This window comes from Marinobacterium jannaschii DSM 6295 (assembly GCF_000620085.1).
GTDB classification, from domain to species: Bacteria; Pseudomonadota; Gammaproteobacteria; order Pseudomonadales; family Balneatricaceae; genus Pontibacterium; species Pontibacterium jannaschii.
Genome location: NZ_JHVJ01000031.1, coordinates 15023 through 35865, shown reverse-complemented (window position 1 = coordinate 35865; position 20843 = coordinate 15023). Strand labels below are relative to the sequence as shown.

The following is a 20843-nucleotide window of genomic DNA, read 5'->3' as shown; positions in this document are numbered from 1 at the left end:
TATTCCTGGTCTTCGCCGCAGACCTGCTGCCATAAGGCTTCCGCCAACGGCGACAGCTGGGAGGCGAAGCGATAGAGGTGGATCTTCAGCGTCATCGACGGCAGGGCTTCCAGCTGTACCAGCGAGCCTTGATCCAGCTCCGCCTCGATCAGGCTCCGAGGTAGTCACACCACCCCCATCCCCTGCTGTGCCACCGCTTTCATCGCTTCGCTCAGTGCGGTTTCCCCCATGGTATCCAGCCCCTGCTCGCTCTCCAGCCTTGGATAGATATGCTGGGTTAGCAACCGGCCAAAGAAAGACTCGGCCGGGAAACTGACGTGTGGTAGCTCAGATTGCTGTCCAATCCGGGCCGCCCGTTTTTCGGCTACCACCGGTATCAGGCTGTCGGCACCGACTACCACCGAACTGATATGGCTGTTTTCCAGCTCGTTACCGATCCCTTCCGCCCGATAGCAGAGCAGGAAATCGCTGTGTCCGGCCAGGAAGTAGTCGATGCAGTCATGATAGTTGCTGGCGTTGAGGCGTACGCCGCTGCGGCTGTCGTCGTCCTGCAACTGGTTAAACCAGTTGGGAAAGAAGGCGGTGCTGAGTGAATGCTGGGTTGATAGGGAGATCATGTTGTCCACGCTACCGGTAGTGCCGGTACCCAGGCGGGTCTGGTCACCGGTTTTGCCGGCAGCAACAGCCTGGTGCCTGTATTGGGTGTAGGCGTTCGTGTCCCTCAGGACGTGCAGGAAGCGAACGTCTTCCGTCTGGCGGAAGCGACCTGTGAACATATGGGCATTCCGGGTGCGGTAAAACGTGAGCAGGTGGTGGCTAACTGTAACTACATCGGTAAGGGTTACGGCTTCCCGGCGAAAAGCACCATCGAAGCGATTGAACTGTTGGCGCGTACCGAAGGCATCCTGCTGGATCCGGTGTACTCAGGTAAGGGCTTTGCCGGCCTGGTTGATCTGGTACGTCAGGGCCATTTTAAAGCGGGTGAAAATGTGGTCTTCGTTCACACCGGTGGCAGCCAGGCGCTGTTCGGTTACCGCGAAGCCTTTAACCTGCCGAAATATACCGGCTAAAACCTATCGCTAGCAGTCCCGCAGCCGGTGCCCGTAGCGGCTGCATGAGTATTTCATTCAGGCTATTCCTTCCGAGACAAAAGACGTTTACGCCGCTTTATAGCGGCGTTTTTTATTTCTGTGCTATTTGTTTCTGCCTTATAAGGGCTACCTTTACAGTAGCGCCGGGGTTCACTTTAGTAGCCTGTTTCCCGGCCCTGATCCCGGCTTTTCCCTTTCCATCTCACCTCCACGGACGGTATCGACAACCCGCCGGGTCCGATATCTCTATCTGTGTGGAGGCATATCATGAAATATATCGTCAACTGGCATGTCAGCAGCGACCACTATAAGGCGGCAGTAGAACGTTTTAAGGAAGCGGGGGCTCCACCACCGGAGGGCGTTACCATGCTGGGACGCTGGCATGATGTGACGTTAAGACACGGCACCGCTCTGTGCGAAGCTGACAGTCCGGTGCAGCTGGCACTCTGGACAAAGCAGTGGGCCGACCTGCTGCGCTTTGAGATCCGTCCGGTGCTGGACGATGAACAGCTGCAGCAGGTGTTGAGCGAATAGATAGCACCCCAAGGGCCTTTCTTTCACCGCTGTTCAGGGCAACCCTGTTTCTATCTATGGTAGAGTGCCGCATCAATCTACAGGTGTGAGGCCCTATGAATCCCTGGACGGTACTTGGAATAGCAGAAATTCCCAATGGTGGTGGTGAACTCAAGCTCTCGCAGCGAGGGGAGGAGTTTTCTATTCGCCTGTCCGGTGTGCGAGGTGAGCTGATGAATAGCCGCGTACACAATTCGGAGCAGGTCCTTGCCGAACTGGGCTGTGCTCACCTGAGTTCTGCCAAAGATGCGCAGGTGCTGGTGGGTGGCCTGGGGATGGGCTTTACACTGGCCGCCGCGCTTAAAGCAGTGCCGGCATCGGCCAAAGTGACCGTTGCTGAGCTTATCCCTGACGTGGTGGAGTGGAACCAGGGGCCGCTGGGAGCCTGTGCTGGCAATCCACTACAGGATAGCCGTACCCGGGTTCACCTCGGTGATGTGGCCGGATTATTTAAAGATGCCCAGCCGACTTTTGATGCCATCCTGCTGGATGTCGATAACGGTCCTGAAGGCCTGACCCAGACCGACAATCATGGTCTCTACTCGATGGCGGGGCTGGCCGCTATTCGATGCGCCATGCGCCCGGGTGGCATGCTGGCTATCTGGTCGGCCTTTCCCGACGATGCCTTCCTGACGCGGCTGAAAAAAGCCGGATACAAGGCTTCCTCCAAGATGGCCCGGGCCCGGGTGGGTAAGGGCAGCCGCCACACCATCTTTCTGGCCAAAAAGCCCTGAATGTGTGATCGGCCGGATGGGGCGGTTTATCAGCTTTAACCCCGGCTGATGGCAAAGTCCCCAAGTGTGATAATTCATAAATGTAGCTAAATCTGAAGGTGCAATGCGATGAGTGACAGCTGGGATCAATACGCTGCCGACTGGGATAGCAATGAAGATGTCAGGGCGTACGCCGACAAGGCATTCGCCAGCCTGACCGAAGTGGTGAATCCGGCAGGGATGCGGGTGCTGGATTTCGGTTGTGGCACTGGCCAGATGAGTGAGCGCTTAGCGCCTGTGGTGCAGGCGTTGGTGGCGCTGGACAGTTCTGAAAAGATGATCGAAGTGCTGCAGGCCAAGCAACTGGCTGGGCTGAATACGCTGGCACTGGAGTTGACGGCGGATAGCATTGGCGCCGAGCCACTACTGCAGCAACCCTTTGACCTGATTGTCGCGTCATCGGTCTGTGCCTTTCTGCCGCAGTATGAGCAGACCCTGGCGTTGCTGAAAACCCTGTTAGCGCCAAACGGCGTCTTTATGCAGTGGGACTGGCAGTCCGAGGGTGAAGAAGGGGATTTTGGCTTTACCCCGCAGCGCATTGAAGCGGCATTTGAGCAGGCCGGGCTGGAGACGGTGTCGGTGTCTGAGGCGTTCGTGATGCGCAGCGAGCAAGGGGAAATGACAGTTTTGATGGGCGTTGCACGCAACGGATGAGCGCCTGCTTTTGACGTCTGTCCAGTCTTAAAGGGCAGGAAAGGCCAAGAGCGGCAGATCAGCCGCTCTTGTGTTTTTTGATCCGGTTAGCCGCAGTATCCCGCTGACGACGACACGGGTATCAACCCAGTCTTCGTAACGGGGTTTCAGCCAGGTTTCGGCTTTTTTCGCTGCTTCCAGCACAGCGGTCTGCTGGGAGCCGCTCAGGCGCTCGAATTTGTTTTTGTTCATCATGTAGATGATGTTGCCGTAGAACAGGTCGGCGTTAACCATGTAAGGCATGACGTTCCACAGCTTCCATGAACTGTAGGTCGCAACACCCATGCTGATACCGTCCACGACGCCACGTTCGGCAGACTGGAACACCTCTTTCGGTGCCACAAATACCGGCTTACCCCCCAGCGCTCAATCATCATGCTGACCAGCGGCCCGATGGAGCGCACCAGTTTGCCATCCAGTTTGCCCAGGTTGTCGACCTTCTCTTCAAACCACCACTCCTGGTCATAGGAGTAGTTGGAGTTAAACAGCGGCATCAGGTTGGACTTAGCGGCTTCATCCTTCATCAGACTGGCGTATTCGGCATCCAGCTCGATCTGGTTTTCCAGACTGACAGAGGTCGGGTAGAGGGAGGTTACGCGATAACATGCCAGGCGCTTATCGGCCGGGATCCAGCTGATATCGGAGACGCCGCCCTGAACTGCGTCGACACCTTCACTCCAGCCGTTTAGGGTCGACTATGTCGAGCTTTTTACCCAGGGGCATGTGGATTATCTGTTCTGCTATGCCCACGATAATATCGGCTTGCCGCTGGATGATAGCCGCTATCAATATACGGTGGTGGGGCGGGAGAAACTAATCCCGGTTTCAGTGCCTGATGGCAGCCTGGATAATCCGTTATTTTCTCTGCCGGGCAGCCTCGAAGAGCCGGTCTCTTTCGTGGCTTATACCCATGAATCCCTCTTCGGCAAAGCGGTCGACCGGCTGATCCAGCAGAAAGATCATAACTGCTACCTGCGCCGTCACTACGAGAATCCCTTCTCCCATACCCTCAAATCGATGGTGCTGGAAAAGCTGGGTTTTGCCTGGCTGCCTTATTCATCCATCGTCAATGCCCTGCGTGACGGCAGACTTTGCCGCGCCGGTGATGAGCACTGGGACCTTGAGTTCGATGTCCGTCTTTACCACCACTCACGCGACAGCGAGTTGGAGCAGGCGGTACTGCAGACCTCCGAGGAGATGGGGCAGGAAGCCCTGAAGCACGGCTGAACTCGGGGAACTCTGATAAGGGGAACCTAACGCATGGTTCACGCGAACTTATTCAGGCCTTGTTATCCTTCAGAAACTGAACGGCCTGTAAGTTTGCTGTTACAGGCACCACTGCTAAGCTGACTAAAACAGCAGAATTCAGGGATGACGGCTGCAGTCATCGTATGGAATTTGTTCAGGTTGCTTAACAGCACAGGCTGAGAAGGGGATATCAAATGCGCTCTGCTCGGGCTTTTATCATGGGGTTATCGGCCCTCCTTTCATCTTTCTCGTATGCTGAAACCAACTCCGCGCAAGGCACCTCAGAGCCGTCGCGGCGTTTTGGTGTGGTCGTAACGGACAACAGTTTTCCGGTCAATCAGATCGTGCAGGGTGTGCAGGCGATGGCCTCCCTCTACCCGCAAACATTGGTTGAAGTGATCGATGGCAACAATATCGATCGCAGTATCTATAACTACGATCACCTGTTCTTTGTAAACGACAAGACGAAAAAATCCAAGTTGCCAATGGCGTTACAGGAGATGGGTAATATCACCCTGTTAGGGCAGTGGGATAAGCTGTCGACGCTGGGACGTACCAATATCACCATTGATAAGCCCATGGCGGCTGTCGAGATCGCACAGGGCGTCGGTGCCACTACCCAGACCGGTATTGCGCTGGTGGTTAACTGCGACAGCCAGAACAAAACCCTGGTGGAAGACCTTAAGAGTGCTTTCTTCCTGTCCAATATTGCCTACAAAGAACTGAAGTGTGATCAGCCTTTCGAGCCGCAGATCAAGGCGCTCTCTGGCGACGCGGTGGTGGCGCTGGATGAGGGATCGGCCCTGACGCTGGCGCGGATCAATAATCGCCGTTTTCGCCTCACTGCTTATGGCGAATCGATCCCGCTGATCAACAACGCCGTACTCTGTAATATTGATTACCTGGTCACTGACTTCTCCGGGATGCAGGGTGTGGTTGGCGTCAAAAATATGATGGAGGTATCGCATCGTTCACTGATGTCACCGAGTACCCGTATCCGTCCGCAGGGATTGGATTGCCGGCAGAACCGTCGTGATCTGATTAACCTGGGTGGCCTGAAACCCTTCAGGATGTGTGAGGACGGCTCTGTTTGCTGGAACTGACCTTCTGGCGCAAGAGGCCTTCCGGCTCGGATCTGAGGACAGGCCCGTTTGCTGGCCCGGGCGTAAAGAATTCTTGCTAAAGCATGGACCTGCCAGTGACGGAACTGCATTATCCCCGGATGGATAAATTCAAAGTATTTGGCCGCGACGCCGTGACCGGCGGCAACCTGATGGCGCTGGTCACCGAGCCTCATAACCCGGCCGAGTCCGGTATCCCTGTAACGGTGCTGCTCGAAGCGAGCAATTGCGCCGATATTCGCTTTCGTTTCTTCTATCCCGGCTCTAAGGAAGCACCGATCTGCGGTCATGCCCTGCTGGGCGCTGCCCAGCGGGTATCAGGCGATCATTTCCGTGTCGAGACCGGCTCCGGTATCTGCGAAGTCCGTAAACAGGGTGACTATGCGTTGGTGAATTTCGGCCCGCAACAGCGACTGGAGCCGGGTTTTACAGGGCAGCCTGATCCCGCCTGGTTTGGCCTTGGCGAGGGTGATATGGCGGTCACCGGAGTGTTCAGCGCCGGAAAGCCCAAGCTCTGCATTAAAGTCCGTTCGGCGGAAGCATTGCGTCAGGTTCGTTTCGACCTGACCCCACTTGGCGACTGGAACCGGAACAAAAACTTCAGCGGCTATATGCTCTGGTGCCGTGACAACAACCTGATCTATGCCCGGGCCAGCAATCCCCTCTACAACATGCCGGAAGATGCCGCCTGTGCCATCTGCTGCGCCGCGCTGCCTCTTTCAGAGGGAAAATCGGTGCAGGTTGCTATGGGTTGGCCGGAGTTCGAAAACCGTATCCGGGTTGAAAACCATAGCGGTGATATCTGGGTTGGTGGCAAGGTATTTGCCCTGTAGTCGGGCCGGGAATATTGCACGGGTTTCTGCTTCTTATAGCTGAGGTGTGGAAGTACTCTCGGCTGAGAATATTGTGTACCTGATAAAACGCTTTCCAGGCACGAATACCTGAGTTGTGGGACGATTTACTGTGCTATGAATGACTTCGAAGACTCTTTTAGGGTGAGCTTCCGGAGTCTGCTCTATTCGATCTGACTGAAAGCCAGTTTCCTGTTGTGAAGTTGTTCGTTTTCTTTGCTCACCCAAAGAAAACAGGTTTACCCCGGCAACTGCTGTACCGGCTGCTCCTGAGCCATTTCCCCTTTCGCCTTCTTGCGCTTAGCCCTGGAGGCTATTACGGCGGCACCGGCCAGCGCGGCGGCGCTGCAGAGGTACTTGGTGACCGTGGGCTTTTCCGACAGTGCGCTGGCCAGGGTAAGCCCTGCCGCAGCACCGATCAGTCCGTTATTGACCTGACGGGAATGGCTATCCAGCCCCAGCACATGAGTGACGAAGTGCTCGCAGTTACGTTTGCCGACAGAGTATTGCCACTGGCCGATCATGGCGCGGGCATTTTTCAGAACAAGATGCAGCGGCATCTCATGGCTGATCTGGGTGGGGTAGGTCTTCTTGCCGCGTGTCACAAGATCCCAGGGCTCCTCCTGTACCGTCCCCGTGCGGCGGCTGGCGGAGATCAGCATCGGCTTACCCTCATCGCATCGCTTGTTGGAGACGATAGAGTAGTGCTGGTAGCCACTGAAGTTGGTGACCACGATATCACCAGGAGAGACGACGATCTGATCCATAGGGAAGCCCTGTTTGGTTTTCTATGCGAAAGTAACTATATGGTGGCTGGAAGCTGATTCTTCAAGCATTCCGGCTTCTACCGTGCGAAGGGGAAGGCTGATCAGCGTAACGGCAGACTAATGTCGATACGTAATCCGCCAAGTTCCGACTTCATCAGATTCATAGATCCATTATGGTGATTGACAATGTCCTTCACTATTCCGAGTCCAAGGCCGGCTCCTGCAATACTTTCATCAAGCCGGACTCCCCGTTTACTGATATTAGCCAGTTCCTCTTCGTTACAGCCTTTACCATCATCTTCAATGACAATCTGTAGTTGGGGTCCTGTGGCACTGACAGAGACCCGAATGATGCCTTCACACCACTTGGCCGCGTTATCCATCAGGTTGCCGGCCAATTCCATAAAGTCGGCTTGTTCTCCTGGGAATGTGACCTCCTGTTGTATATCCAGCTGAGTGGTGATCGTTTTACTGCGGTGAATCATTTTCAAGGTGGCGGCGATCTCCTCCAATGCGGTTTGAATCGAAAAACAACTGGTCAGATGTCTCTCTCCGGCTATTACCGCACGGCGCATCTCCTGCTCGATAAGTCGGTTAAGCTGGTCTGCCTGTCGGGCAATGCCTGATCTTATCTCCTCCGGCAATGCCGGGTTTTTGCTGGCCGATATCTGGTGAAGCACGGCTAGGGGCGTTTTCATGGCGTGAGACAGGTTACCGATAGCATTACGGGTGCGTTGCGAGCGGCTGAGCATGCTGGTTGCTAAATCGTTAATCGCATTAATCAGTGGGGCCGTCTCTGTAAATGTGGGGCTGGAGAGCTGTATGCTTTCCCCCTTATGTAATGCCTGAACTTCGCGACGGGTCACGTCAAAGTGCAAGAAGGACATTCGCATCAGAGTGTGCTGAAGATAGATCATTACCGCCAGGACGGCGGATAGGATCAGGCCTAACTTTATATGGCTGTTGCGCAAAGTGGTGTTACTGGCAGTGATGTCCTTTGCGACGGCTACCTTTATAGGTGGGAAACCGGCTGAGGCAGGGTAACGCTTGATGCTAACAAGGAAGGTCTGTTTGCTACTCGCTACTTCATATTCGAAAGTGTTTTCTGTCTGGGTAAACCACTGCTGTGCCGGTAGGCTAAGTTGTTCGGAATAGCCGGATTGCCAGATCTCCCTTTTGTGAGCCACCATAAAGGCATGGCGTGGCACCCGACGATGATATAACAGGGTTTTAGCCAGTTCCTTATCCTGACTGAGGCTGAGCATTTCGTAGATCAGGTCTGACTCTTCGACCAGCGTATCCTTTTGCACCGCGCGAATTGTACTGTTCATCAGCCAGCCGTATAGCAATCCGGCCAGCAACAATAACAGGACTGACAACGCCAGAAACTGGCGTGTCAGAATTCGCTTGATCGATATCATGCCAGCCCCCGGAAGATATAGCCCTGCATCCGCTTAGTTTCAATGGCCTGCTTGCCCAGCTTCAGGCGAAGGCGGCGAATGTAGGCTTCAACGATATTGCTGTCGCGCTCATCACCATACTGGTAGAGGATGTCCAGCAGTTGTTGGCGACTGCGAAGTCGGCCGGCATTCAGCATAAAGTGCTTTAGCAAGCGGTATTCAGTTGCGGTGAAGTCGAGTAGCGTATCGTTGCTGACAATAAGAGCGGTTTGGTTATCTTCATCAAGCTGGATGCCTGCGACTTCCAGCTGTTGGCAGCGAAAGGGGTTATTGCGATTGAGCAACGCTTGCAGGCGTACTTCCAGTTCTTCAAAGTGAAACGGTTTGCAGAGGTAATCGTCGGCACCAGCCTTAAATCCTTCGACCCGCTCCTCCCAGTTACTGCGGGCCGTAAGTATCAGCACTAATATATGCATGTGGCGCTTGCGCCATTCACGCAGCAGGTCAAGACCGTTTTGGTCGGGCAGACCAAGATCAAGAATTATTAGGTCATAACTGATCTCGGCCGCCAGATACTTGGCATCGGTTGCGTTAGTGGCCAGATCAGCCAGGTAATTTCGCTCCATTAGGTTAGTTTTCAGGAAATGACCTAGGTTCGGATCATCTTCAATCAGTAAAAGACGCATCATATAAGCCTTTTGTCAGCAATGGAGGCCAAATGGCCTCCGGCTATCAGGGTTATTTATTGTTCGTGCCGGTATTTAGAGCGTGAAAACGGAGCATAAAGAACCGGAATAATGAACAGAGTAAGCAAGGTCGCAGAGATCAGCCCACCGACAACGACTGTTGCCAGGGGTTTCTGAATCTCAGAACCGATCTCCGTCGACATCAGAATCGGAATCAGACCAAAAGCAGACGTCAGGGCGGTCATCATGACCGGTCGCAGACGGGAGCAGGCGCCCTCAAAGATAGCAGTCTGCAGTTCTTGGCCGGCCTCAAGCCTCAGGTTGATACTCTCGACCATCACAACGCCGTTGAGTACGGCCACTCCAAACAAGGTGATAAAGCCAATGGAGCTGGGTACCGAGAGGTACTGGCCTGACAGATACAGCGCCAGCACACCGCCAATCAGCGCCAGTGGCAGGTTAAGCAATACCAGTGTGGCCTGCATCGTCGAGCCAAACGAGAAATAGAGTAACAGGCCGATTAATGCAATCGACAGCGGAACTACGACCATCAGCTTGGCCTGTGCCCGCTGCTGGTTTTCGAACTGACCGCCGATAGAGACTGTATAGCCCGCGGGAAGTTCCACCCGGGTATCGATAGCGGCATTGATATCGCGCACGATGCTGCCCATATCGCGGCCTTCGACATTGGCTTGCACCACCACCCGGCGCTGTACGTCGTCGCGACGAATCTGTGGTGGGCCGGATTCGATGGCGACCTGGGCTACATCGCCCAGCTTTACCCAGGCACCATTGGCTGACTGCAAGCGCAGATCGCGCAGGCGGGCAATATTATTACGCTGGTTTTGTGCCAGCCGGACATAGATATCGTAGCGTTCATTGCCGTTTACCACTTGGCCTGCGGCCATACCGCCGATACCAGTTTCGACTAGATCAATAATGTCTCCGATTGCCAGACCATAGCGGAACAGTTGTTCGCGATCAGGCCGGATAACCAGCTGAGCTTCACCTTCGACCTGTTCCATAGCGACGTCTCGGGTACCATCGATCTGTCTTACCTGCTGTTCTATCTCACGGCCTTTCTCGGCCAGAGTCGCCAGATCGGGACCGAACAGTTTAATTGCAAGCTGGGCTTTAACACCTGATAACAGCTCGTCTACCCGGGTAGCTATGGGCTGAGAGAAGTTCAATAACAGTCCGGGAAAGATTTCTAGTTTCTCTTTAAACTGTTGCTGCAGTTCCTGGCGGGTGGGTGCGGTGGTCCACTCGGATTGTGGTTTCAATCCGACGTAGATCTCTACGTTGGAGACGGGTTCGGGGTCGCCGCCCAGTTCAGGCCGACCTATGCGGCTTAACGCATAGGTAACTTCGGGGAACTGCAACAGTGTCTGCTCCAGTTTGGGGGCGATCTCCAGCGCCGTATCCAGATTCGCAGATGGTGCCAGGGTAACTCGGATATTAATGGTGCCTTCCTCCAGCTCGGGTACAAATTCAGTTCCAAGCTGTGGCACAAGTGCCATTGTTCCCAGTACCGATGCAATAGCCAGGGCCACCACAGCCTGGCGAAAGCGCAGGGCGCGCTGCAGCAGAAAGCGGTAAGCGGCGTCCAGGGGCTTAAGAATCGGACTTTCCTTCTCTCGAATTCCGGAGCGGAACAGGTAACTTGCCATTGCAGGCACTATGATCAGGGCGACTAGCAGAGCCGCCAGCATCGCAATAATGATGGTGATTGCCATGGGCTGAAAGAGCTTACCCTCTACACCGTCAAGGCTGAACAGCGGGGCAAATACCACGACGATAATCATTACAGCGAAGAAAACCGGACGCGCAACCTCTCGGGCAGCCATCTTGATTCGAAGTGGAATGCCGGAGTTATCGGTCGAAGCCGCGTAAGGATCATCACTGTCCGGCGCGGTATGGCCCTCGTGCATTTGATCCGGATGACTGAGGTGCTTAAAGATGTTCTCCATCATCACTACAGCGCCGTCGACCATCATACCGATGGCGATGGCCAGTCCGCCCAATGACATCAGGTTGGCTGACAGACCGTAGTAAGCCATCAGGGCCAGAGCCAGGCCGACTGAGAGTGGGATGGAAATTAGAACCAGTGCTGTGGCACGGAGGTTGAGCAGGAACAACGATAGTACAATGACGATAAAGGCAAATGCCTGCAGCAGGGCGGTGACCACGGTGTTGATCGCCTTACTGACCAGGTCAGCCTGATCATAGAATGGTTCAAAGGTAACACCGTCGGGAAGAGCACGATTGATCAGGGGAATCCGTGCTTTGATACCCTCTATTGTTGCATTGGTGTTGGAGCCCATGCGCTTCAGCACGATACCGGTAACTACTTCACCTAGACTTTCCGCTGCGCCAGACCCGTTGCGCATGGAGAGAGATACGGCGCCCTGACGGATTTCAGAGCCAAAACCGACGCGGGCGATATCGCTGACTCGTACCAGTGTACCGTCCTGTTCCTTCAGCGGGATTGCTGCGATATCGGCCAGGCCATCTGTGCCGTTACGTAACCAGCCGACGCCCCGCACAACCAGTTGCTCATTACCACGATCCATGTACCAGCCGCCGGCGTTACGGTTATTGGCTTCAATGGCATCGACAATGTCAGCAGTCTGCAGTCCGTAACTCAGCAGCTTGTTGGAATCAATCTCAACCTGATACTGTTTAACATCGCCGCCAAACGACAGCACTTCGGTCACACCGTCAACAGGCATCAGCAATAACTTAACCACCCAGTCGTTAAGACTTCGTAGCTGCATCACATCATAGTTGCTGCCGGGGTCTACCTTAAGCAGGTACTGAAATACCTGGCCCAGTCCGGAAGTATTGGGACCTATTTCGGGGATGCCGACCCCTTCAGGGATCATCTCGCGGGCAGCTTGGAGGCGTTCAAACACCAGCTGACGAGCGAAATAGATATCGGTGCCCTCCTTGAAGACAACGGTGACACCGGACAGGCCGGTTTTTGAAATAGAGCGTACCTGTGCCACATCGGGCAGGGCGTACATGACTGATTCGATAGGGAAGGTAATCAGCTGTTCAACTTCTTCAGCGGCAAGCCCAGGCGCTTCAGCATTGACTGTAACCTGGACGTTGGTGACATCCGGAAACGCATCAAGGTTAAGCCGCGGGATCATCAGTGCAGCGGCTGCGATGCTGGCAAGCAAGAGTAGCAGTACCAGTAGCCGGTTTGTGACCGCCCAGTCGACAATACGGTTAAGCATTCAGATAGATCTCCAACTCAGTGGCCGTGGGTATTGAAACCGCTTTTGGCCTGCTCAGAGGCCAGATAAAAGGTACCTTGAGTCACAACGGCCTGATTAGCACGCAGGCCTGATACAGCGCGCTCACCCGGCAGGTCAGCTATGACCTCGACCTCTTCCTGTTGAAACTTACCTGGGGAGACCTCATAAAATAGTGCCCAGTCACCGTCGGCTGTGCGGGTCAGGGCCTGTTCCGGCAACAGATAAGCCAGGGTTTTGGATGACTGTCTGAAATCGACGTTAGCAAACTGGCCCGGATGCAGGTTATGAGCGCTGTTATCTACCGCCACCCGCATCATGCGTGTGCGGGTGCGTTCATCAATACTATGTGATTGCTGAATGAGTTGGCCGGGCAGTATTTCGTTGCCAATGCGGACACTGATGGTTAGCTTTTTGTTATCGCTTTGCAGAGCATCGGGTGGCAGCAGAGCTTCGACCCAGATCTCCGACTCATCGACCAGCGTGATTAGTGGCTGGCCAGGATCTGCCTGTTCCCCGATGATAAAGTCATCGCTTTGAATGACGCCGGCAAATGGCGCCTTCAATACCAGTTGCCCGAGAGATTGTGGGGCGGTAGCGTTATCCAGTTTGTTGATGTCGGTACGGCTAAGGCCAAATGAGGTCAACTGGGTCCTGGCTGCTCTGAATGCGGTCAATGCGTTCTCATAACGGTTGCGGCCGGACGACTGTTTGCCCAGCTGTTTCACCAACGCCCACTCCTTATGAGCATTGATATAGCGTGTTTGTGCATTGAGCAGGTCGTCACTGAACAGCGTCACCAAGCTTTGTCCTTCACGGACATGATCTCCGAGAACAACATGGCGCTGCAGCACCCGGGCGGTTTTAATCGGAGAGATAACAGAGCTGCTGTATCGGTTAGCAACTACTTCTCCCGGTGCAGAGATTAGCTGAGGCAGGGGCTGCTTACGTGGCAGCTGGGTCTTGAGTCCTATCAGTGCCCGTTGTTGTTTGCTTAGAGAAATCGTCCCTTCATTCTCTTCGGTATCTCCTGTGTTCTGGTGATTTTCATTGGCGGGGTGGGCATTTCTATCTTCGACTGCCTGCTTGCTCGCCGGAGTGGCCGCAGACGCCAGCAGCAGGCCCAACGCCAAAGTGGCAGAAAGTAGAGAGTTCTGTGGCATTTTCATTGTCCTCGGTTTAGCGGTTGAGCCAGCTGAATAGCTGATCGCTTGCTTCCAGCCAATCAATACCGGCTTGCTGATAGCGGGCGTTCAGCTCTATCGCGGAAGCGATCGCTTCGTTGCGTTGTTGCAGGTTTTGCAGGTAGTCCCGGGTTGTAATCTCGCCCAGCTGCAGCATGCGGTTCATCAAGGCGCTGAATGCATTAATCTCGGTCTCACTGTCCTGTTTGGATTGCCGGTTACCGCGATCCAGAATCTGTAGCTGGGTCTGCAGCATTTCCAACAAGGTTTGGCTCGCGCGTAAGACCTGATTCAGTCGTTCTGTGCTCTGGTTATTGCGGAATGCACTGGCGCGCTGTTCTGCACTGTAGCTGTTACGGATATTCAGCGGCACGGTAAATGTGACTGCGGCTGTGGCGTTGCCGTCATCATCTCCCAGGCTGAATCCGATAGTCGGGTCGGCTTTGCTTAGGCTGGCAGCCCGCTTGATGTCCAGCTGACTCAGCTGAGAGTCCAGCTTGGCCAGGCGCACATCCAATACCCGCGGCAGTATTGCATTAATATCAGCGGCTGATGGTGGCTGAAAGGACAGATCATGAACAGCCATCTGTAGACCGCCTTGCCCGAGTAGTTCGGTGATGGTTGCTTCGGCCTTAGCATGCCGGTTATTGGCTTCGGTTTGGCTGAGGATTGAGTTGCTAACTGACAGGCGTACCAGTTTCAGATCGGATTGATTGATATCGCCTGCCTGGTACTGTTTTTCAGCTTGTTCTACCAAACTCTGCATCAGTGCCAGATTGCGCGTCTCCAGTACCAGTTGTTGGTTGCTGCTATCCAGCTCAGCCATTGCCCTGAGTGTATCGGCTATCAGCCGGTTGTTCTCCTGGCGTTTGATCAGGCGCTGTTTCTCCAGCCTGGTCTCTGCAATACGGGTATTAATCGCCCGCTTATCACTCCTGTCGATGGTTTGGCTGACACCCACCTGATAGGCTGCGGTATCGGCATCTTCGTAACTGAGCGACAGCTCAGGGTTGTAGATAGGCTGCTGTGCCGCATCCAGGTCGGCCTCGACTGCATAGACATTTTGCTCCTGTTGCCGCCAGCGTGGGTGCTCTGATAGCAATGACAGCAATTCTTGCCGCTCGCTTTCAGTCGCAGCATTGGCCGCCAGCGGTGTTAATACCGCCAGCACAATCAGGCTTTTGCCCAATAGTTTCTTCATTTCCACCTCCGTTCAAATCGGGAATAGATGGAAGTGTATTGTTGCTAAATGATTTGCAAATGAACGGAAATTAACTTCGTTAATAGATTGTTAAGCAATCGATCAGGATTTCATTTGCAATTCATTTTTCTCCCTATAATTTGCTGGGATCATGAGTGGATTTGAGTATTTTAAAAGAAACTTTCCGGGGCAGAGGTGTTTATGCGAATTGTCTGGGTCGAATCAGATACGGTCTTTAGAAACCTGCAGTCAGAGAATCTTCGAAGCCTGGGCTATGTAATCGATCAAGCTACAGATCTTGCACGGGCAGTGAAGTTAGCACGGAGTGGAGGGCGTGGTCTTATTATCTATGACAGGTCCTTTGGGCAAGGGATCGATTGGCTATCACTGAGCTTTTTGGCAGAGGTGAACATACCGTTGCTGATTATCGTCGATCAGGAATCTTCAGCGAAGCGTGAAGATATCATCGGTTTTAAGATCTGCCGGATAATTCATCGACCGGTTTCAAAAGAGAGGCTACTAGATGAAGTTCGAAACTGTCTCACTGATGGACGCTGTGAGCTTGAAGGCAGTCGCTATCGGTTAAACGGAGTTCTTTTGGATGAGGCGCGTTCAGAACTTGTGGATGAGAAAGGCGATGTAATCTGCTTGACACGAAGTGAAATGACATTGATGCGTTCGCTATTAATGTATCCGGATAAGGTCTTTTCAAAACATGAGCTGAATGTCTTGCTTGGTACAAGGCCCAATGGTTTCAAAGGGAATTGTGTGGAAGTACATATAGGGAATTTGCGGAAGAAAGTAGGAGCTTACCGAATAAGAACTCTGTGGGGTCGAGGCTATATGCTGGCCGCTACACCTTTTGAAAGAACTGATCGGTCCTGAATGATCGGTATAAATTTCCGGTAAGTTAATTTTGTTCATTTGTAATTCACTTCTCGAATTTATATTGATTGCATGAATACAGCATCGAGGAATTAGACATGAGCGCTATATCTAAAGTTATACTGGTTTCTGCTTTTTTTCTGTCATCTCAGGTAATGGCGGCGGGTTATCATTCAGCAATATCTGATCAGGGAAATACGCCATTCATGGGCCTGGAGCCTGCAGCTCCTTCGAAAGAAGCTCATATGCTTGAAGGTACTGATCGAACAGAGCGATTTGAAAATAAGGATGGCGAACCTTACAATTTTTCAAAAATTGGCCCAGCATGGCCATCTAAGGAAGCCTCTATGATGGCGATTGCAAGCAGAGATGTTCAATCAAAAAATACTCGAAGAGGTGATATCAGCGTAGACAAGATATTCTCTTCACTGGAACCTGGTTACCCATCAAAGGAGGCTGCCATTCGATAAAATAATTCTCAATACTCAACGACTTGTTAGATAATTAGAAGCAGTATGCATTTTCGTTACGGAAATGTAAAAGCTGATGCCGGGAAGAGTGATTTATCTGATTGCCAGACAGATACGGTTCCCTCCGGCGCTCCCTGAGTTGTACAGCCCTTCGTCGCAGTTTCGATCCCCCTTTCCCCCTTCAATAGGTCGGGGCTGCGACTTTTTTCTACTGAATTTCCTAAAATAGTATTTTATTTTCTTTTGATTTTTGAGCACTATTTCCCCCTTGTTATGAATTGAAAATGAAAACATAAGCTGTTTATTAAAATAAAGCCTCTAATTTGCTCGCTTGTGTGGTTTTGTATTGTTTTGTAATTCATATCTTTAATAATGGCTCTGTGAATCAAGTGGAGGATGGCTGTCATATAAGCAGGTGTTCTCCAACTTTAAAGGTGGTCTGCTTTGTATTAAGAGATGGTTTTGGTCATTTATTGTTTGCGATGCAGTCCTGATGGTTGTTTAGGTGTGATTAAACAGAGTCTGATATGAAAAACAAATTTGTAGTTACCTCTATTGCGATTGCCGTTTCCTCTGTGCTTTCTTCGGCAGCCTATGCTGCTGGGAGTGCTCAGCAAGATATTCAGCGTGAGATATCTCAGCTAAAAATGGAGATGGAACAGCTAAAAGCGTCTCAGGGAAAAGGAACTGCTGCTAAAAATACAGGGCCAAAAAAAACACATGTGGAAATATCCGGACACATTAACCGAGCCGTTCAGTACTTAAGTGATGGTAGCGATAGTTCTGTGAACAGTGTAGATAATGATAATTCTGCGACTCGGTTGCGGGTTATCGCGGAAAAGACGCTGAACAATGATCTTATGGTTGGCGGTGCGCTGGAAGTTCAGCTGGAATCTAACAGTACAGCTTCCATTAACCAGAATAATGAAGAGAGTGGAGACGGTAGCCAGTCTTTCAGTGATCGCCGTGCTGAAGTTTATGTCCGACATGAGAATTTAGGTAAGCTTTGGCTGGGGCAAGGCTGGACTGCATCTGATGGTACTGCTGAGAATGATCTGTCTAACACCTGGCTTGCCAGTGGTGCTTATGTTGGTGGTGCGGCTGGTGCTCTGTTCCGTCGCTCAGATGGCGTACTGGATACCGACAAAATAGGGTCTCTGGGGGCTAACCTGGATGGCCTGGGCCGGACTGACCGTATTCGCTACGATACACCATTCTTTGGAGGCCTCGGGTTTGCGACCAGCACCACACAGGGCGGTGCTTGGGATGTGGCGGCACGATATGGCTTAACCAATGAGGACCTTAAATTGCGAGCCTCTCTGGGTTATGCCGATGCCTCCGGTAACGATGACAAAGACTGGGATTCAACTACCAGTGGGTCAGTAGCGGTGAAGCTGGCGAATGGTCTCAATGGCTCAGTATCGATCAGCAGTCGGTCAGTCAAGGCAGGTTCTGCGCTGGCGGCCGCGGGGGCTGATCCGAAACACTTTTACACTAAACTAGGGTATCAGACGAACCTGGTACCCTACGGTAAAACCTCCTTTTCAGTGGATTACCGCAAGAATCAGGACATGCTGAGGGCTAACGATGAGTTGACCGGCTATGGGATTCAGGCCGTGCAATCGATTGCGGAATACGACACAGACGTGTATTTCGGAGTGAATCGTTATGAGCGTAACCGTGCCGGCGTTGACTATGAGCCGGTAACAGTCGCCCTGCTGGGCGCGCGAGTTAAATTCTGATGATCAAGGTAAGAGCTATCCTGAATCAGCTCGGGCTGGTTCTGCTTCTGGCCCTGGCTCCTATCATGCAGGGCTGTTCGGCATCAGTGCCTAAGCAGGATATTGGATATGCCAATCAGGGGCCATCTGAAAGTAAGGCTCCGCTGATCCGTCAGAAACAAGGCTTTTGGAAACGCCTGAGAGAGAAGCTTTAGAGACTGGGAGGTCCTGCTGTCAGCCTAGAAAGGGCCGGTAGATGAAATACGTATACCGGCCCTTTTTATTTACCCAGAAACGGTTTTAGCTTTAAAAGGGGGGCTGCTACCGGTCTGAAATCTTCACCGCCTCCTCACAGATAATCTCGCCCAGTAGCTGGCAATCCTCTTCGCTGAAGGTTAGCGGGATACGCATATCCAGCAGGGTGGAAAGGATCTGCTTGGTTTGTGGCAGCTGTGGGATCTCTTCGATATAGCGCCAGCTGTCGTAGCGGCTGGTGTAGTCGCGTGGCTCTTCATCACCGAACCACTTCAGTATTACCCCGCGTTCGGCGCAGTTGGCCACCAGTTGCAGGATCTGTTTGCGGCTGAAGCCGGGCACTGAGAACTGGATCGAGCTGGCGACAAACTGCTCTTTCTCCGACCGGGCCGGGATATGGATCACTTCAGAGTCGTTGAACTGGGTTTCTAAAATGCGGTAGCGGGCGTTCCAGCGCTGGCACTGGTTATCCAGGTCGGCGATCTGCGGGCGCAGGATCGCCGCGCGCAGATTGTCCATCCGGCCGCTGTAGTTCGGGGTCTCGTAGCGGATCTGCTCAAACAGCTCTTTCGGTGGTGCGGCGAAGTGGCGCTCAAACAGCATATAGGAGCCGGAGTGAATGATCGCTCGGGCCATAATCTCCGGGTGGCGGGTGGTGAGGAAACCACCTTCGCCGGAGTTCACATGTTTGTAGGTCTGGGTACTGAAGCAGGCGATATCACCGAAGGTGCCGCTCATTTTACCGTTCCAGCTGGCGCCCATGGTGTGAGCGCAGTCTTCGATCAGGAACAGGTCGTAGCGCTCGCAGATCTGCATAATGCGATCCATATCGGCCAGGTGGCCGCGCATATGGGAGAGCATAAAGTAGCGCGCGCCACTGTCGGCGGCTTTGCGCTCCAGGTCATCCAGATCGATGCAATAGTCTTCGGCGACATCGACCAGCACCGGTACCGCGCCGCTGTTGTGGATCGCACCCGGTACCGGGGCCAGGGTGAAGGCATTGCAGAGCACCTTGTCACCGGCTTCGACACCGGCGGCGCGCATGGCGATATGCAGGGCATAGCCGCCGGAGGCGCAGGCGAGGCAGTAGCTCAGGCCCATGTAGTCGGCAAACTCCAGTTCCAGCAGGTCGGTTTCGCTCTTCTCGTCCGGCAGGGTGTTGTAGCGGTGCAGGCGACCGGAGCGCATCACTTCAACCGCCGCCTCGATACCCGCTTGCGGGATCGACTCCTGCTGGGTAAAGGATTTCTCAAACTTTTTCATAGCGCGGCCTCAGTCGTAGTGCTTCTGATCGTACCGTTTTTGATCATAGACGTGGAAATCCCACTCTTCGTTCGGGAAGTACTTACGCAGACGCCAGTCACAGGCGCGGGCGTGGCCTTCCATCCCTTCGGCACGGGAGATGCGGGAACCGGCGGCGCTGAACGCCATATTGGCTTCTTCGCTGATCTCCTGGTAGGTGAGGATCTTGAGGAACTTCTGCACATTAAGGCCACCGCTGTAACGGGCTACGCGCTTGGTCGGCAGTATATGGTTGGTACCGGAACACTTGTCGCCGTGGGTGACGGTGGAGCCTTCGCCGAGGAACAGCGAGCCGTAGTTCTTCAGGTTATCGCGCCACCAGGTCAGGTCGGAGGTCATCACCTGAAGGTGCTCGGCGGCGTAGTCATCGCTGACTTTGACGCACTCTTCGCGGCTGTCGCAGAAGATGATCTCACCGTGGTTATCCCAGGCACTTTGCACCACTTCGGCGTTAGGCATATCGGCCGCGACCTGTGGCATCAGTTCGGCGACTTTCTCGCCGATACGGCGGCTGGTGGTAAACAACCAGACCGGAGAGTCGTAACCGTGTTCGGCCTGGGAGACCAGATCGACGGCGATGGTCATCGGGTCAGCATCGTCATCGGCGATGATGGCGGATTCGGTGGGTCCGGCAAAGACATCGATGCCCACCTCTCCGAACAACAGGCGCTTGGCTTCGGCCACATAACCGTTGCCCGGACCGACCAGGATATCCGCAGGCACTCCGGTAAACAGGCCCTTGGCCATAGTGGCAACTGCGTGGACGCCGCCCATTTCGAGGATGATATCGGCTCCGGCCAGATCCATCGCGTAGACGATGGCCGGGTGGATGCTGCCATCCTTCGGCGGTGAGCAGGCAACGATGGTTTCAACACCGGCGACCTTGGCGGTAGCGATGCTCATCAGGGCGGATGCGGCGTGGGAGTAACGGCCGCCGGGTACGTAGCAACCGGCGCACTGAACCGGAATGATCTTCTGGCCCAGCTTAACACCGGGCGCGGATTCGATCTCAAACTCGGTCAGGCTGGCGCGCTGGGCTTCGGCAAAGGTGCGCACCTGGGTATAGGCAAACTGGATATCCTGCTTTACCTGCTCCGGCACCTGGGCGATCAGTTCGGCGCGCTTCGCGTCGCTGAGGACGAAGTCGCCCTGCCAGTTATCGAACTGGGCGGCGTATTCGCGTACGGCGCTTTCGCCTTCCTCTGCAATGCGGCTTAGCATCGCTTTAACGGTCGCTTGAATCCGTTCGTCGTTTTCGGCAACCGGTGCAGTGGAGCGTTTCAGATATTCCATAGCTGTACCCTTGAGTCTGTATTCGTGATTATTGTTGTTAGCTTCTGACCTGATACTAGGGGCTGACGG

Annotated in this window: 19 protein-coding genes and 1 pseudogene; 10 read left to right on the top strand and 10 right to left on the bottom strand. The window is 53.6% G+C overall.

Translation table 11 applies throughout. From position 1 onward, the window contains the following. Window positions 1-164 precede the first annotated feature (164 nt). Window positions 165-776, bottom strand: a complete 612-nt coding sequence (locus Q354_RS25875; RefSeq protein WP_027858178.1) for a type 2 periplasmic-binding domain-containing protein — start codon at window positions 774-776, stop codon at window positions 165-167. Between Q354_RS25875 and Q354_RS25870 the strand changes: the two genes are divergently transcribed. The 4 genes from Q354_RS25870 to Q354_RS0114135 all read left to right on the top strand — a co-directional run bounded on the left by Q354_RS25870 (window position 657) and on the right by Q354_RS0114135 (window position 3091). After that, complete coding sequence (locus Q354_RS25870) at window positions 657-1070, top strand: pyridoxal-phosphate dependent enzyme (RefSeq protein ID WP_084332610.1); 414 nt, start codon at window positions 657-659, stop codon at window positions 1068-1070. The two genes, Q354_RS25875 and Q354_RS25870, sit on opposite strands and share 120 nt — an antisense overlap. Before the next feature lie 288 nt (window positions 1071-1358). Continuing rightward, complete coding sequence (locus Q354_RS0114145) at window positions 1359-1625, top strand: DUF3303 domain-containing protein (RefSeq protein ID WP_027858176.1); 267 nt, start codon at window positions 1359-1361, stop codon at window positions 1623-1625. A 95-nt stretch (window positions 1626-1720) separates the two neighbouring features. Further along, the gene (locus Q354_RS0114140) at window positions 1721-2398 is read left to right on the top strand and encodes a spermine/spermidine synthase domain-containing protein (RefSeq protein ID WP_027858175.1); all 678 of its coding nucleotides are present in this window, start codon (window positions 1721-1723) and stop codon (window positions 2396-2398) included. A gap of 108 nt (window positions 2399-2506) precedes the next feature. Next, window positions 2507-3091 carry a class I SAM-dependent DNA methyltransferase gene (locus Q354_RS0114135; RefSeq protein WP_027858174.1) on the top strand — a complete coding sequence of 195 codons (585 nt, stop codon included), beginning with the start codon at window positions 2507-2509 and terminating at the stop codon, window positions 3089-3091. A gap of 27 nt (window positions 3092-3118) precedes the next feature. Here Q354_RS0114135 and Q354_RS28570 read toward each other — a convergent pair whose 3' ends face one another. Beyond that, window positions 3119-3472, bottom strand: a complete 354-nt coding sequence (locus Q354_RS28570) for a type 2 periplasmic-binding domain-containing protein (protein WP_211252264.1) — start codon at window positions 3470-3472, stop codon at window positions 3119-3121. A 369-nt stretch (window positions 3473-3841) separates the two neighbouring features. Between Q354_RS28570 and Q354_RS25860 the strand changes: the two are divergent. From Q354_RS25860 to Q354_RS0114110, 3 genes and pseudogenes are all read left to right on the top strand, one after another. Next, window positions 3842-4357, top strand: a pseudogene (locus Q354_RS25860) (LysR substrate-binding domain-containing protein); the annotation flags it as partial. Window positions 4358-4683: 326 nt separating this feature from the next. Further along, window positions 4684-5481, top strand: a complete 798-nt coding sequence (locus Q354_RS0114115) for a hypothetical protein (protein ID WP_156948356.1) — start codon at window positions 4684-4686, stop codon at window positions 5479-5481. Between the two features lie 95 nt (window positions 5482-5576). Next, on the top strand, window positions 5577-6332 hold the full coding sequence (locus tag Q354_RS0114110) for a PhzF family phenazine biosynthesis protein (RefSeq protein ID WP_211252263.1): 756 nt from the start codon (window positions 5577-5579) through the stop codon (window positions 6330-6332). A gap of 257 nt (window positions 6333-6589) precedes the next feature. Here Q354_RS0114110 and Q354_RS25855 read toward each other — a convergent pair whose 3' ends face one another. From Q354_RS25855 to Q354_RS0114080, 6 genes are all read right to left on the bottom strand, one after another. After that, complete coding sequence (locus tag Q354_RS25855; protein ID WP_051560151.1) at window positions 6590-7117, bottom strand: lecithin retinol acyltransferase family protein; 528 nt, start codon at window positions 7115-7117, stop codon at window positions 6590-6592. Window positions 7118-7218: 101 nt separating this feature from the next. Beyond that, window positions 7219-8538 carry an ATP-binding protein gene (locus Q354_RS0114100; protein WP_027858169.1) on the bottom strand — a complete coding sequence of 440 codons (1320 nt, stop codon included), beginning with the start codon at window positions 8536-8538 and terminating at the stop codon, window positions 7219-7221. Continuing rightward, window positions 8535-9206 (bottom strand): response regulator transcription factor, encoded by a 672-nt coding sequence (locus Q354_RS0114095; protein ID WP_245601054.1) that lies wholly within the window; start codon window positions 9204-9206, stop codon window positions 8535-8537. Before Q354_RS0114095 ends, Q354_RS0114100 begins: the two co-directional genes overlap by 4 nt. Window positions 9207-9259: 53 nt before the next feature. After that, a complete protein-coding gene (locus Q354_RS0114090) occupies window positions 9260-12445 on the bottom strand; it encodes an efflux RND transporter permease subunit (protein ID WP_027858167.1) in 3186 nt (1061 codons plus the stop codon). A 17-nt stretch (window positions 12446-12462) separates the two neighbouring features. Further along, window positions 12463-13626 (bottom strand): efflux RND transporter periplasmic adaptor subunit, encoded by a 1164-nt coding sequence (locus Q354_RS25850; protein WP_169828891.1) that lies wholly within the window; start codon window positions 13624-13626, stop codon window positions 12463-12465. A gap of 16 nt (window positions 13627-13642) precedes the next feature. After that, on the bottom strand, window positions 13643-14848 hold the full coding sequence (locus tag Q354_RS0114080; RefSeq protein WP_027858166.1) for a TolC family protein: 1206 nt from the start codon (window positions 14846-14848) through the stop codon (window positions 13643-13645). Window positions 14849-15049: 201 nt separating this feature from the next. Between Q354_RS0114080 and Q354_RS0114075 the strand changes: the two genes are divergently transcribed. From Q354_RS0114075 to Q354_RS0114065, 3 genes are all read left to right on the top strand, one after another. Continuing rightward, entirely contained in the window at window positions 15050-15733 is a 684-nt protein-coding gene (locus Q354_RS0114075; RefSeq protein WP_027858165.1) for a response regulator transcription factor, read from the top strand. Between the two features lie 98 nt (window positions 15734-15831). Next, window positions 15832-16203 (top strand): hypothetical protein, encoded by a 372-nt coding sequence (locus Q354_RS28275; protein WP_156948354.1) that lies wholly within the window; start codon window positions 15832-15834, stop codon window positions 16201-16203. Between the two features lie 527 nt (window positions 16204-16730). Then, entirely contained in the window at window positions 16731-17945 is a 1215-nt protein-coding gene (locus tag Q354_RS0114065; RefSeq protein ID WP_027858164.1) for a porin, read from the top strand. A gap of 300 nt (window positions 17946-18245) precedes the next feature. Here the strand turns inward: Q354_RS0114065 and Q354_RS0114055 are convergent, their stop codons facing one another. Next, entirely contained in the window at window positions 18246-19442 is a 1197-nt protein-coding gene (locus tag Q354_RS0114055) for a DegT/DnrJ/EryC1/StrS family aminotransferase (protein ID WP_027858162.1), read from the bottom strand. 9 nt (window positions 19443-19451) lie between these two features. Further along, window positions 19452-20774, bottom strand: coding sequence for a histidinol dehydrogenase (gene hisD, locus Q354_RS0114050; protein ID WP_027858161.1), 1323 nt, complete (start codon window positions 20772-20774; stop codon window positions 19452-19454). Window positions 20775-20843: the final 69 nt, after the last annotated feature.